This window comes from Staphylococcus sp. HMSC063F05, assembly GCF_001837075.1.
Classification (GTDB): domain Bacteria; phylum Bacillota; class Bacilli; order Staphylococcales; family Staphylococcaceae; genus Staphylococcus; species Staphylococcus epidermidis.
Genome location: NZ_KV831317.1, coordinates 108,050 through 120,758, shown reverse-complemented (window position 1 = coordinate 120,758; position 12,709 = coordinate 108,050). Strand labels below are relative to the sequence as shown.

The 12,709-nt window shown below is 32.8% G+C and carries 12 protein-coding genes; 7 read left to right on the top strand and 5 right to left on the bottom strand.

The features are described 5' to 3' along the window. Positions 1-135: 135 nt before the first annotated feature. The 3 genes from HMPREF2576_RS02195 to hemQ all read right to left on the bottom strand — a co-directional run bounded on the left by HMPREF2576_RS02195 (position 136) and on the right by hemQ (position 2,616). Positions 136-588 carry a threonine/serine exporter family protein gene (locus tag HMPREF2576_RS02195; protein ID WP_001832133.1) on the bottom strand — a complete coding sequence of 151 codons (453 nt, stop codon included), beginning with the start codon at positions 586-588 and terminating at the stop codon, positions 136-138. 12 nt (positions 589-600) lie between these two features. Further along, positions 601-1,365: a threonine/serine exporter family protein gene (locus HMPREF2576_RS02190; RefSeq protein WP_001832039.1), complete on the bottom strand. Its 765-nt coding sequence runs from the start codon at positions 1,363-1,365 to the stop codon at positions 601-603. 501 nt (positions 1,366-1,866) lie between these two features. Further along, complete coding sequence (gene hemQ, locus HMPREF2576_RS02185) at positions 1,867-2,616, bottom strand: hydrogen peroxide-dependent heme synthase (RefSeq protein ID WP_070856326.1); 750 nt, start codon at positions 2,614-2,616, stop codon at positions 1,867-1,869. 170 nt (positions 2,617-2,786) lie between these two features. On the opposite strand from hemQ, the gene pta reads away from it, so the two are divergent. From pta to HMPREF2576_RS02155, 6 genes are all read left to right on the top strand, one after another. After that, entirely contained in the window at positions 2,787-3,776 is a 990-nt protein-coding gene (gene pta, locus HMPREF2576_RS02180) for a phosphate acetyltransferase (protein WP_001832032.1), read from the top strand. Beyond that, a complete protein-coding gene (locus HMPREF2576_RS02175; protein WP_002468700.1) occupies positions 3,776-4,615 on the top strand; it encodes a lipoate--protein ligase family protein in 840 nt (279 codons plus the stop codon). The genes pta and HMPREF2576_RS02175 overlap by 1 nt, the downstream gene beginning before the upstream one ends. Before the next feature lie 706 nt (positions 4,616-5,321). After that, positions 5,322-6,242 (top strand): mevalonate kinase, encoded by a 921-nt coding sequence (mvk, locus tag HMPREF2576_RS02170; protein WP_002438735.1) that lies wholly within the window; start codon positions 5,322-5,324, stop codon positions 6,240-6,242. 4 nt (positions 6,243-6,246) lie between these two features. Further along, entirely contained in the window at positions 6,247-7,230 is a 984-nt protein-coding gene (mvaD, locus tag HMPREF2576_RS02165; RefSeq protein WP_002502520.1) for a diphosphomevalonate decarboxylase, read from the top strand. Positions 7,231-7,242: 12 nt separating this feature from the next. Further along, positions 7,243-8,319: a phosphomevalonate kinase gene (locus HMPREF2576_RS02160; protein ID WP_002489802.1), complete on the top strand. Its 1,077-nt coding sequence runs from the start codon at positions 7,243-7,245 to the stop codon at positions 8,317-8,319. Between the two features lie 213 nt (positions 8,320-8,532). Continuing rightward, a complete protein-coding gene (locus HMPREF2576_RS02155) occupies positions 8,533-8,874 on the top strand; it encodes a YuzB family protein (RefSeq protein ID WP_001832090.1) in 342 nt (113 codons plus the stop codon). Positions 8,875-9,263: 389 nt separating this feature from the next. Here HMPREF2576_RS02155 and merA read toward each other — a convergent pair whose 3' ends face one another. Further along, a complete protein-coding gene (merA, locus tag HMPREF2576_RS02150; RefSeq protein ID WP_002502519.1) occupies positions 9,264-10,595 on the bottom strand; it encodes a hypothiocyanous acid reductase MerA in 1,332 nt (443 codons plus the stop codon). Between the two features lie 4 nt (positions 10,596-10,599). Then, on the bottom strand, positions 10,600-11,022 hold the full coding sequence (hypR, locus tag HMPREF2576_RS02145; protein WP_002468721.1) for a redox-sensitive transcriptional regulator HypR: 423 nt from the start codon (positions 11,020-11,022) through the stop codon (positions 10,600-10,602). Positions 11,023-11,177: 155 nt separating this feature from the next. Between hypR and HMPREF2576_RS02140 the strand changes: the two genes are divergently transcribed. Then, positions 11,178-12,116, top strand: a complete 939-nt coding sequence (locus HMPREF2576_RS02140; protein ID WP_002469173.1) for an aldo/keto reductase — start codon at positions 11,178-11,180, stop codon at positions 12,114-12,116. Positions 12,117-12,709: the final 593 nt, after the last annotated feature.

Genomic DNA, 12,709 nt, shown 5'->3' with positions numbered 1-12,709 from the left:
ACTCATTTACTGGCTATTTTGCTAGGAATTATGTTCCAACCTCTTTTTATTTATCATATATTTTTTAACAATATTTAACTATAAATTTAATTGGTTAGAGTAACGTTAATTTTTTAGCGAATGATTTTATTGATATTACAATCTTTTTCTGGTACGAGCAAAACCTGAAATAACGATTTTAGAAATTTGATCAGCAAATAATAAACCTAAAGCAATAGCACCTGCTATTAATGTCACTTCAAGCATTGTGTTAATCGCCTTTCCAAAGTGTAATAACACTAAATTTTTAGTGGCATCATAAGCAAGTCCTCCTGGAACCAGAGGTATAATACCTGTAACCATAAAAATAATTACAGGCTCTTTTTTTCGACGGGCCATATAATGACTAAGTAAACCTAACGCTAAACTACCGAAAAAGCTTGAGTAAATCGTATGGAGTTCAAAGCCGTTAAATAATACAGTATAAACCATCCATCCACAAGCGCCGACAAAGCCACAAGCAAAATACAACTTCCTAGGGGCATCAAATATGACACAGAAAAAGAGTGAAGCAAGAAAGCTAAATATAAAATTAAATATCCAAAACATATGAGTGCACTCCTAGACTAAAATTAATATTGAACTTACACCAGCGCCTATACCAAAGGCGGTGACTAAAGCTTCTAAAGATTTTGTAGTAAACATTAACATATGTCCTCCGAATAGATCTTGGATAGCATTTGTAATCAGTACTCCAGGTACAATCGGCATGACCGCTGCAATGATAATTGTAGCTAAATCTCCGCTAGGAACAAATGCATGTCCAATTACAGAAATAATACCTATTACCAAAGAACCTATGAATTCTGGAATAAATTGTGCGTGTAGCTTTCGATCTAATATTTCTACTACTAAGTATCCAATCGTTCCAGCTAATACAGCTGTGATGATATCAACCAGACGACCTCCCTGTAGATAGAGGAAGCTCGTAGCGATAATTGCTGCGGCAATTCCTTTAAAAGGTAGACTGCTATCTCTTTTAGCAACATATATTTCCTCTAATTGATACTTAGCTTCTTCAAGCGTCATTGTGCCATTTGTAATTTGACGTGAGATTTCATTAGCTTGAGAAATTTTTATTAAGTTCGTATCTCGAGTTTTAATTCTATACAACCGAGGATATGCTTCATTATGTAAAACAAATTCAATTACAGTATTAGTCACGAAACTATTACTTTCAGGATAGCCCAATTTTGTAGCAATACGTGCCATGGTATCCTCTACCCGTGTACCTTCAGCTCCAGATTCAAGTAATATACGAGCAGCAATCATAACAACATCTTTTATCAATGCTTCACGAGATGTTTCAATTGTATCCTTATTCATTTCATCACCAAATTTTTTTAAAATTAAGAATAAATCATTATTATAATTATAGTAAAGGTTTTAGGAAAACGCCACAACCCTTGAGGTTTACATGACGTGCAACTTGTTATTTAAAGTCATTTTCATAGAGTTAAGCAGATAAAATAATGATTTATAGGTGAATTTTATAATAAATATTAAAAAAAACTTTATAGTTGTACATTTACCTTTCTATAATGTTTCAAATGTTTCAAAAAGGTTAAAATAATATTAGTTAACGATGACAGTGAATATATTGAGTAGCGACGGTATATTCTATGAGGTTAACTATATACGTAGTAGTGATTTAAAGTTCTCCCAAGGATACTACAACATAAGAGCCTAGTACATCTTAATTGTACAGGCTCTTAAATTTTTTATAGTCATTAAATTTAAGATAAGGTGTTATCTTTTTACATATTAAAAACCCTACACACTAGTAGATTATAATCCTAGTGTGTAGGGTTAATTTTTCACTTTAACTTATATACTAAAAAATTGTTTGAAGTCTTCGATGTTTAGAATGTGACCAATATAGAAACTACCAAATTCGCCATAACGAGCAGTCGTTTCATCAAAACGCATTTCATAGACAATTTTTTTGAATTGAAGTATATCATTTGAAAATAATGTAACACCCCACTCATAGTCATCAAAACCTACTGAACCTGTAATAAACTGTTTGATTTTACCAGCATATTTACGACCTATCATCCCATGGTTATACATTAAAGTTTTACGGTCTTCGATAGGTAACATATACCAGTTATAAGTTTCATTGCGTCGTTTATCCATTGGATAGAAACATATATATTCAGAATGTGGTAATTCAGGGTATAATCGTGCCTTAACGTGGGGATTTTCATAAGGATCCTCATCAGATTTGCCTGCTAAATAATTACTTAATTCTATCACTGACACATAGGAATAAGTTGGAATGAGATAGTCTGCGATACGTAATTTATTAAACTCATTTTCAATTTGATTTAACTCTTTCATTTCTGGACGTAAAAACCATAGTAAAAGGTCCGCTTTTTGACCTGTAATGTTATAAATTGCATGATCACCTTGATGTGATTCTCTAGCAACTGTTTTATCTTTAATAAATGTTTCCAATTCAGTAATCATTGCTTCACGATCATCTTCAGCAATTAAACGAAAAGTTGTCCAGTCTACTGCATAAAATAAATGTAAGCTATACCAACCATCTAAAGTTTCTGCTGCTTCACTCATTATTATTCGCTCCTTTTTCAAAATTTTTATTGGATTCATATCAAATTCTATCACAAACAGTCATTTAACTACTAAAAAAATGTTTACAAAAGCGAAATGGAATTCTGATGAAAAATAACGTATAATTTACTATGTAAACGTTATTATAAGAGAGAATTAAGGAGGATATTATGGCTGATTTATTATCTGTATTACAAGACAAATTATCCGGGAAAAATGTAAAAATAGTATTACCTGAAGGTGAAGATGAACGAGTGCTCATTGCTGCGACTCAGCTACAAAAAACTGACTATGTTTCACCTATCGTTCTAGGAAACGAAGATAATATTAAATCTCTTGCTTCTAAACACGCTTTAGATTTAACTCAAATTGAAATCATAGATCCAGCAACGAGTGAACTTAAAGATGAGCTTGTAGATGCTTTTGTTGAAAGACGTAAAGGTAAGGCAACTAAAGAACAAGCAGTTGAATTATTAGATAATGTAAATTATTTCGGAACAATGCTTGTGTATACTGGAAAGGCTGAAGGTTTAGTGAGTGGTGCTGCACATTCTACTGGAGATACAGTCAGACCAGCATTACAAATTATCAAAACTAAACCTGGTGTATCTAGAACATCTGGTATTTTCTTTATGATTAAAGGCGACGAACAATATATTTTTGGAGATTGTGCGATTAATCCAGAATTAGATGCTCAAGGACTTGCTGAAATTGCAGTAGAGAGTGCTAAATCAGCACAAAGCTTTGGAATGGACCCTAAAGTAGCTATGTTAAGCTTTTCTACAAAAGGTTCTGCTAAATCGGATGATGTTACTAAAGTGCAAGAAGCATTGAAGTTAGCTCAAGAAAAAGCTGAAGCAGATCAATTAGATCATGTAGTTATTGATGGAGAATTCCAATTTGACGCTGCTATTGTTCCTAGCGTAGCAGAGAAGAAAGCACCTGGTGCAAAAATTCAAGGTGATGCAAATGTATTTGTTTTCCCTAGTCTAGAAGCAGGTAATATTGGTTATAAGATTGCTCAACGTTTAGGTGGATACGATGCAGTAGGACCAGTCCTACAAGGATTAAACTCTCCAGTCAATGATTTATCTCGTGGTTGCTCAACTGAAGACGTTTATAACTTATCTATTATTACAGCTGCTCAAGCTTTACAATAATGGACTTAGCAACTAAATATTTTAATCAAATCAACTGGCGTTATGTCGATCATTCAAGTGGTTTAGAGCCCATGCAATCTTTTGCGTTTGATGACACTTTTTCCGAAAGCGTTGGTAAAGATTTATCTTGTAATGTAGTACGAACGTGGATACATCAACACACCGTGATTTTGGGCATTCATGATTCGCGTTTACCATTTTTAAGTGATGGTATTCGTTTTCTTACAGATGAACAAGGATATAATGCAATTGTTAGGAATTCTGGTGGCTTGGGTGTCGTATTAGATCAAGGAATTTTAAACATATCTTTGATTTTTAAAGGACAAACCGAAACGACTATTGATGAAGCCTTTACAGTGATGTATTTATTGATTAGTAAAATGTTTGAGGATGAAGATGTTAGTATCGATACTAAAGAAATTGAGCAATCGTATTGCCCAGGAAAATTTGATTTAAGTATTAATGATAAGAAATTTGCCGGGATTTCGCAGCGACGAGTACGTGGTGGTATCGCAGTGCAAATATACTTATGTATTGAAGGTTCTGGCTCAGAACGGGCATTAATGATGCAACAGTTTTATCAACGTGCGCTTAAAGGGGAGACTACTAAATTTCACTATCCAGACATAGATCCCTCATGTATGGCATCTTTAGAAACCCTTTTAAATAGAGAAATTAAAGTGCAAGATGTTATGTTTTTATTATTATATGCACTAAAAGATTTAGGGGCAAACTTAAATATGGATCCTATTACAGAAGACGAGTGGACACGTTACGAAGGGTATTATGATAAGATGTTAGAACGCAATGCGAAAATGAATGAAAAATTAGATTTTTAGCAAGTGTGACACTATAGATAAGTCATAAAATGATAAGCCTGGGACAAAATGATTGTCCCAGGTTTTTTTACGTATTAGCAGTGATAGTTGATGTGAATAGAAAATAAGTTTTTATTAATTTTCAATCAAGACGGGGTTCTAACCAAGAAAATTTCACATAGAAATTCAACAAAATAGGCAAGTGTTATTCGAGGTTAAAAGAGGACAACAAATTCAATTTGAATTCAATCTTACTACTATTTTGTTTAATAAAAATACCTTTCAAACAAAAGTTAAGATGACTTTGTTAGAAAATGATATATATTCTATCACAAATTTGTAGTATTATAGTTGAGGTGGAAAATTTTAAAAACTTTAGTAAAAAATTTAACGATGTTTACAAAATTGTCATTTAAGGTAAATATATTTCATGATTTTGATAACTCTTTAAAAGAGTTTTATAATATTAAAGTGTTGTGAAAACTTAAACAAAAAGTTATTATGCCCTTTTGTTGTTATTTTACTTTTAAATAGTTATAATGAACGCTTGATTATTGGCGATATGATAAATGTATTCGATAAAATTGACATTTAAGTGACATCTATCAAGATGAATATGTAAAGAAATTAAATTAATATCACGTAAAATAGCAAGTCAATCATTCTAACATCGTCAGTACATCTTATGAAGTGATATTTTAAAGAAGGTATATAAAGGTGAGAAAACATGACTAGACAAGGATACGGAGAATCTACTGGAAAGATTATTCTAATGGGTGAACACGCAGTTACATTTGGTCAACCGGCAATCGCAATTCCATTTAATGCTGGAAAAATTAAAGTCCTCATTGAAAGTTTAGATGAAGGTAATTATTCTTCTATCACAAGTGACGTATATGACGGAATGTTATACGATGCCCCCGAACATCTAAAGTCTATCATTAATCGCTTTGTTGAAAAAAGTGGAGTGAAAGAACCACTATCAGTAAAAATTCAAACTAATTTGCCTCCATCAAGAGGTTTAGGTTCAAGTGCTGCAGTAGCAGTAGCGTTTGTACGCGCCAGTTATGATTTTATGGATCAACCTTTAGATGACAAAACATTGATTAAAGAAGCAAATTGGGCGGAGCAAATCGCACATGGTAAGCCAAGCGGTATTGATACGCAGACGATTGTGTCAAATAAACCCGTCTGGTTTAAACAAGGGCAGGCCGAAACATTAAAATCACTAAAATTAAATGGTTATATGGTTGTCATTGATACTGGAGTAAAGGGTTCTACCAAACAAGCAGTAGAAGATGTTCATGTATTATGTGAATCTGATGAATATATGAAATATATAGAGCACATTGGTACACTTGTTCACAGTGCTAGCGAATCGATTGAACAGCATGATTTCCATCATTTGGCTGACATATTTAACGCATGTCAAGAAGACTTGAGACATTTAACAGTAAGTCACGATAAAATAGAAAAATTACTTCAAATTGGGAAAGAACATGGTGCCATTGCTGGTAAACTAACTGGTGGAGGAAGAGGTGGCAGCATGCTTCTTCTTGCGGAAAATTTAAAAACTGCAAAGACTATTGTTGCTGCTGTTGAAAAAGCTGGCGCAGCACATACATGGATTGAACATTTAGGAGGTTAAATCATTGGTGAAAAGTGGCAAAGCACGAGCACATACAAATATTGCGTTGATTAAGTATTGGGGGAAAGCTGATGAAACTTACATTATTCCTATGAATAATAGTTTATCAGTTACTTTAGATCGATTTTATACTGAAACAAAAGTGACATTTGACCCTGATTTTACTGAAGATTTCCTTATTTTAAATGGTAATGAAGTGAATGCCAAAGAGAAAGAAAAGATTCAAAACTATATGAATATAGTGAGAGATTTAGCTGGAAATCGTTTGCATGCGCGAATTGAAAGTGAAAATTATGTGCCAACAGCAGCAGGACTTGCTTCTTCAGCGAGTGCTTACGCTGCTTTAGCTGCCGCTTGTAATGAAGCTTTGTCATTGAACTTATCAGATACAGACTTATCACGATTAGCTCGACGTGGTTCAGGTTCTGCTTCTAGAAGTATTTTTGGTGGATTTGCCGAATGGGAAAAAGGGCATGATGATTTAACTTCATATGCACATGGTATTAATTCCAATGGTTGGGAAAAAGATTTATCAATGATATTTGTAGTGATTAACAATCAGTCAAAAAAAGTATCTAGTAGGTCAGGAATGTCACTAACAAGAGATACTTCTAGATTTTATCAATATTGGTTGGATCACGTTGATGAAGATTTAAATGAAGCAAAAGAGGCAGTCAAAAATCAAGATTTTCAACGCTTAGGAGAAGTCATTGAAGCAAATGGTTTACGTATGCATGCCACTAACTTAGGCGCTCAACCTCCTTTTACGTATTTAGTGCAAGAAAGCTACGATGCTATGGCGATTGTGGAACAGTGTCGAAAAGCCAATTTACCTTGTTACTTTACAATGGACGCGGGTCCCAATGTAAAAGTTTTAGTAGAAAAGAAAAATAAACAAGCTGTGATGGAACAATTTTTTAAAGTATTTGACGAATCGAAGATTATAGCAAGTGATATCATTAGCTCTGGTGTTGAAATTATTAAGTAAGGAAGAGATAGAATGATTCAGGTAAAAGCCCCCGGAAAACTTTATATTGCAGGCGAGTATGCAGTAACCGAACCAGGATATAAATCTATTCTTATTGCAGTAAATCGCTTTGTAACGGCGACAATTGAGACGTCAAATAAAGTTGAAGGTAGTATTCATTCCAAAACATTACATTATGAACCAGTTAAATTTGACCGTAATGAAGATAGAATTGAAATCTCAGATGTTCAAGCTGCTAAGCAACTGAAATATGTTGTGACAGCTATAGAAGTGTTTGAACAGTATGTGCGCAGTTGCAATATGAATTTAAAGCACTTTCATTTAACCATTGATAGTAACTTAGCAGATAACTCTGGTCAGAAATACGGATTAGGTTCAAGCGCCGCTGTTTTAGTATCTGTTGTTAAAGCTTTGAATGAATTCTATGGTTTGGAATTATCAAACCTTTATATTTATAAATTAGCTGTAATTGCAAATATGAAATTACAAAGTTTAAGTTCATGTGGTGATATTGCGGTTAGTGTCTACAGTGGTTGGCTTGCATATAGTACGTTTGACCATGACTGGGTGAAACAGCAAATGGAAGAAACATCGGTGAATGATGTTTTGGAAAAAAATTGGCCAGGCTTACATATCGAACCTTTACAAGCTCCCGAAAATATGGAAGTCCTTATTGGATGGACTGGGTCTCCAGCTTCTTCTCCACACTTAGTGAGTGAGGTCAAACGTTTAAAATCAGATCCAAGTTTTTATGGTGATTTTTTAGATCAATCTCATGCTTGTGTAGAAAGTTTAATCCAAGCTTTTAAAACTAATAATATCAAAGGTGTTCAAAAGATGATACGTATAAACAGACGTATTATTCAATCTATGGATAACGAAGCATCAGTTGAAATTGAAACAGATAAGCTAAAAAAATTATGTGATGTCGGTGAAAAGCACGGTGGCGCTTCTAAAACTTCAGGTGCTGGTGGTGGCGATTGTGGCATTACTATTATCAACAAGGTAATTGATAAAAATATTATTTATAACGAATGGCAAATGAATGATATCAAACCATTGAAATTTAAAATTTATCACGGGCAATAAGTAAAGTAACTCGTGATATAAGTCATTTAGGGTTCGAGGCTCAACCGGGGGTGGGACTGTGTATTCAGTTCCACTTTCTTATTTAATTAGTATATGGTATGTATGAATTTTAAAGTGAAAAGTATCTTGAATTTTATAGTAAAAAGAGTAAAATAAATAGAGTTATATTAACGATGATGGTGGAAGAGTTTATATAGAAAGGTGGGTAGCAAGATGAAAAATAAATTTTTAATCTGTGATGAGTGTCAGGCTGTAAATTTAAAGTCTTTGAAGCGAAAATTAGAAAAATTAGATCCGGAAGCTGAAATTGAAATAGGCTGTCAATCTTATTGTGGACCAGGTCGACGTAAAACATTTGCATTTGTCAATAATCGACCACTTGCTGCGTTAACCGAAGAAGAACTTATGGAAAAGGTTACAAAACAATTAAAAAAACCACGTGATCCAGAAGAAGAAGAGCGACTAAGAAAACGTAACGAAGAACGAAAACGTCGTAAAGAAGAACAAGATCGCAAACTTAAGGAAAAGTTAAAGAAGCGCAAAGCAGAGAAATAAATGAATCAAAACCACCTGTGACATGAATTAATGTCGCAGGTGGTTTTAATGTTAGTAGTACATAATTAAGTTGCAAATACTAATATATTAAACCATTTAATTTTCATTACTTTGTAATATGGTAGGTTGTCGCATTAGATATGAATACTATCATATTCTTATTAAAGACTGATGAGTTCTAAAAAGGAATTCATCGGTCTTTAATTTTAAATATTCGTAATAGATAATTCCTATATTTTTGTAGTATCTAATCATCAAAGATCAAAGTATGGAGAGGAACGCAGGAGGTAAAATCTCCTACATAAGAACCACTAATGATCAAAGATCAAAGTATGGAGAGGAACGCAGGAGGTAAAATCTCCTGCATAAGAACCACTAATGATCAAAGATCAAAGTGGTTCTAAAAACAAGTCATTAAAGGATTCGGTCATTGTCGGATGTGTGTATATATTATCTCTTAATACTGTGTAAGGAATATGTTGATCTATAGCAAGTTTGATTAAGTTAATCAGTTCTTCTGATTCTTTGCCATATAATGACGCTCCTAAAATTTCTTTTGTATCTTTATTAATCACTGCTTTAAATAAACCTCTAGAATCATTATTGATTTTATGACGGGGTATGTTACTGACAAAGACTTTATTGTCTAGAATATCGTATCCTTGTAACTTAGCCTCACTTGCAATTAGTCCTACTCTAGATAGGGGAGGGTCAATAAAGACAGTATAAGGTATTGCGCCACGATTTTCAGTTGTTCTAGAACCATCACCAAATAGATGCGATTTAATGATTCTATAATCATCGAGTGAAATATACGTAAATTGCAATCCACCTTTAACGTCACCTGCAGCGTATATGTGTTTCACTGTACTTTGCAAATGTTTATTTACAATCACTTCACCTTGTTTTCCAATTTTTACATCTGTATTTTCAAGACCTAAGTGATTTGTATTTGGCTTACGACCTGTGGCTAAGAGCACAGTATCAGCTGATATTTCTCCATGATTTGTGTGTATGATAGTTTGATCTTTATTGTTTGAAAATGCAATAGTGCTAGTATTAGTGTTTATAGTCACACCTTTATCTTGTAAATCTTTGACAATAAGATTTGCAATGTCTTGATCTTCATTTGCCATGATAGCATCACCACGCTCAAGAATTGTTACATGTGTTCCAAAATTTGCAAACATTGAAGCGAATTCGAGAGCGATATAACCGCCACCAATAATAACAAGTTCTTGAGGTTGATAGTCAATATTTAGTAATCCTGTAGAATCATATATATTTTGAGCTGTATCTATCCCTTTGATATCTGGGATATTCGCACGTGAACCAGTGTTGATTAATATCTTATCTGCGGTAATTGTTTCTTGAATTGTTCCATTACTATCCTGTAGTTCTATTATCTCGTTAGAAATAAATTTGGCGTTATAATTTAGAACATCTATATTGTTCTTTGAATTTAAGCCTTGATAGTTCTTGTTATTCAATGCTTGTACGACTTCTTTTTTTCTAGTAATAGACTCTTTGAATGAATTACCTTCAATACCATCATGAATTAATGTTTTAGTAGGTATACATCCGATATTAATGCATGTACCACCATACATCTTTGTTGATTGTTCTACCACTGCAACCTTTTGTCCATGACCAGCAGCATGTGCCGCTAATGTTTTACCTGCTTTTCCAAAACCAATAATAATCAAATCATAATTTTTCATGGTTTTATCCCTCCTGTAAAATATCTGCCAAAACATCTGTAATATTTTTATTTTTGTAAAAATCTAAAATTATTTGATGTTCTTGAGAATAATAATGTGACATTGTATGAGCAATTTTCTTAGAAATTTGACAATGACTGTCAGAATCGCCAGTAAATCGTCTTTGGCTATTATTTTTATCTAAAACAAAGTGTTGATATAACTTGGCTAAATCTACTTGAGCAGTATGTTGATTGGCTTGATAGCCTCCTGCTTTACCACGTTGAACTTTGATATAGTTGTGTTCAGTTAAATATGCTAGAACGCGCCTAAGTTGTACAGGGTTCAGACATGTTAATTTAGCTAATTCTTTACTATTGAATTGTTCTTGATCGTGTTGAGCAAGAAAACATAATACATGTACTGCAATATTGAATTCTAAATTCATTTTTACCCACCTTAATGTAACTTCGTTAGTTACATTAAAGCGTATAATGATTTTAAGGTCAAGATAATTGTTCCTAATAGGTATTTAACATGAATGAATAAGTTACAATTTGGGTAGAATATATTTAAGTATATTAAATAAAGGAGATGACTTTAATGGTAAATCAAGTACAATTAGGTAAATCTAGTGTCAACGTTTTTCCTATCGCATTAGGCACAAATGCAGTAGGTGGCCATAATTTATATCCTAATTTAGATGAAGAGCAAGGTAAAGAAGTTGTACGTCAAGCTATTGATAATGGTATAACATTATTAGATACAGCATATATTTACGGGCCCGAACGTTCCGAAGAATTAGTTGGACAAGTTGTAAAAGAATATCCACGCGAGAAAGTGCAAATTGCAACAAAAGGTTCACATGTTATTAAAGAAAATGGAGAAGTTGTTCAAAATAACGATCCAGAATTTTTAAAACAGCAAGTTGAAAATAGTTTGGAACGTCTTCAAGTGGATTATATTGATTTGTATTATATTCATTTTCCTGATGACGATACACCAAAAGATAAAGCGGTAGCCGCTCTCAAAGAGCTTAAAGATGAAGGTAAAATTAAAGCAATAGGTGTATCTAATTTCTCTTTAGAACAATTAAAAGAAGCGAATAAAGATGGATATGTTGATGTTGTTCAATTAGAATACAATTTATTACATCGTGAAAATGAAGAAGTAATGGCATATGCTGCTGAAAATAATATTACATTTGTTCCTTACTTCCCACTTGCTTCAGGTATACTAGCTGGCAAGTACGATGAAAATCAAACATTTGAGGATCATCGTGCAGAACGTCCTGATTTTCAGCCAGACGTATTCAAAGATAATGTTCGTCGTGTAAAAGCATTAACTGATATTGCAGAAGCACATGATACAACGATTGCCAATGTCGTGTTAGCATTTTATCTTACACGTCCATCACTAGATGTTGTCATTCCTGGTGCAAAACGTGCAGAGCAAGTTGTTGAAAATATTGATGCTGCAAATATTGAATTATCACAAGGTGAAATAGACAAAATTGATAGTTTATTCCCAATTAAAAATTAACTTAAGAGATAGATTAAGAACCTGAGACATCATTTGTTGTCTCAGGTATTTTTTATGCAATAAAAAATAGTACTGAATTGAAAAATATTTGTAACAACTGTTCATACTCTCATACTTGTTATCTCAATGGAATAAACCATTGAGTATGAATGTTAACTTATTTTTATGTCTTGAATTTGAACTCATTTAGATTAGAATTCTAAGATTAACTTTTTAATATTAATGAAATTATTTATAAGTAGGAAGATAGACGACATTGATAACAGTATTTTTGGTAACAATCGTCCAAAAGCTAACGTAGTGCAGTTCATAAAATAAGCATTTAATCATGTAAAAGAATGGAATAGAGAAATAACCAAATCATGATTTCAAGAAGGTTAGTATGAAATTATAATATTGAGTGAATATTTAATGCTTGCTTTTAAATTTTAAAAAATTAGAAATATGTGTATAAAAAATATTGTGTCAAATAATCATTTTTTAAAAGGTGTAGTTATTAATAGTTTTAAAATAAATTTTTGTGAAGCTTTTTGAATGTCTAGATTGAATTAAGGTATCATACATGTGGTATAATGCCTATATTAATAGTGAAG

Coding starts and splice junctions, on each gene's coding strand:
- hemQ (WP_070856326.1), bottom strand. CDS start 2,616: ATGAGTGAAGCAGCAGAAACTTTAGATGGTTGGTATAGCTTACATTTA.
- HMPREF2576_RS02155 (WP_001832090.1), top strand. CDS start 8,533: ATGAAAAATAAATTTTTAATCTGTGATGAGTGTCAGGCTGTAAATTTA.
- HMPREF2576_RS02140 (WP_002469173.1), top strand. CDS start 11,178: ATGGTAAATCAAGTACAATTAGGTAAATCTAGTGTCAACGTTTTTCCT.
- merA (WP_002502519.1), bottom strand. CDS start 10,595: ATGAAAAATTATGATTTGATTATTATTGGTTTTGGAAAAGCAGGTAAA.
- pta (WP_001832032.1), top strand. CDS start 2,787: ATGGCTGATTTATTATCTGTATTACAAGACAAATTATCCGGGAAAAAT.
- HMPREF2576_RS02160 (WP_002489802.1), top strand. CDS start 7,243: ATGATTCAGGTAAAAGCCCCCGGAAAACTTTATATTGCAGGCGAGTAT.
- hypR (WP_002468721.1), bottom strand. CDS start 11,022: ATGAATTTAGAATTCAATATTGCAGTACATGTATTATGTTTTCTTGCT.
- HMPREF2576_RS02175 (WP_002468700.1), top strand. CDS start 3,776: ATGGACTTAGCAACTAAATATTTTAATCAAATCAACTGGCGTTATGTC.
- HMPREF2576_RS02190 (WP_001832039.1), bottom strand. CDS start 1,365: ATGAATAAGGATACAATTGAAACATCTCGTGAAGCATTGATAAAAGAT.
- mvk (WP_002438735.1), top strand. CDS start 5,322: ATGACTAGACAAGGATACGGAGAATCTACTGGAAAGATTATTCTAATG.
- HMPREF2576_RS02195 (WP_001832133.1), bottom strand. CDS start 588: ATGTTTTGGATATTTAATTTTATATTTAGCTTTCTTGCTTCACTCTTT.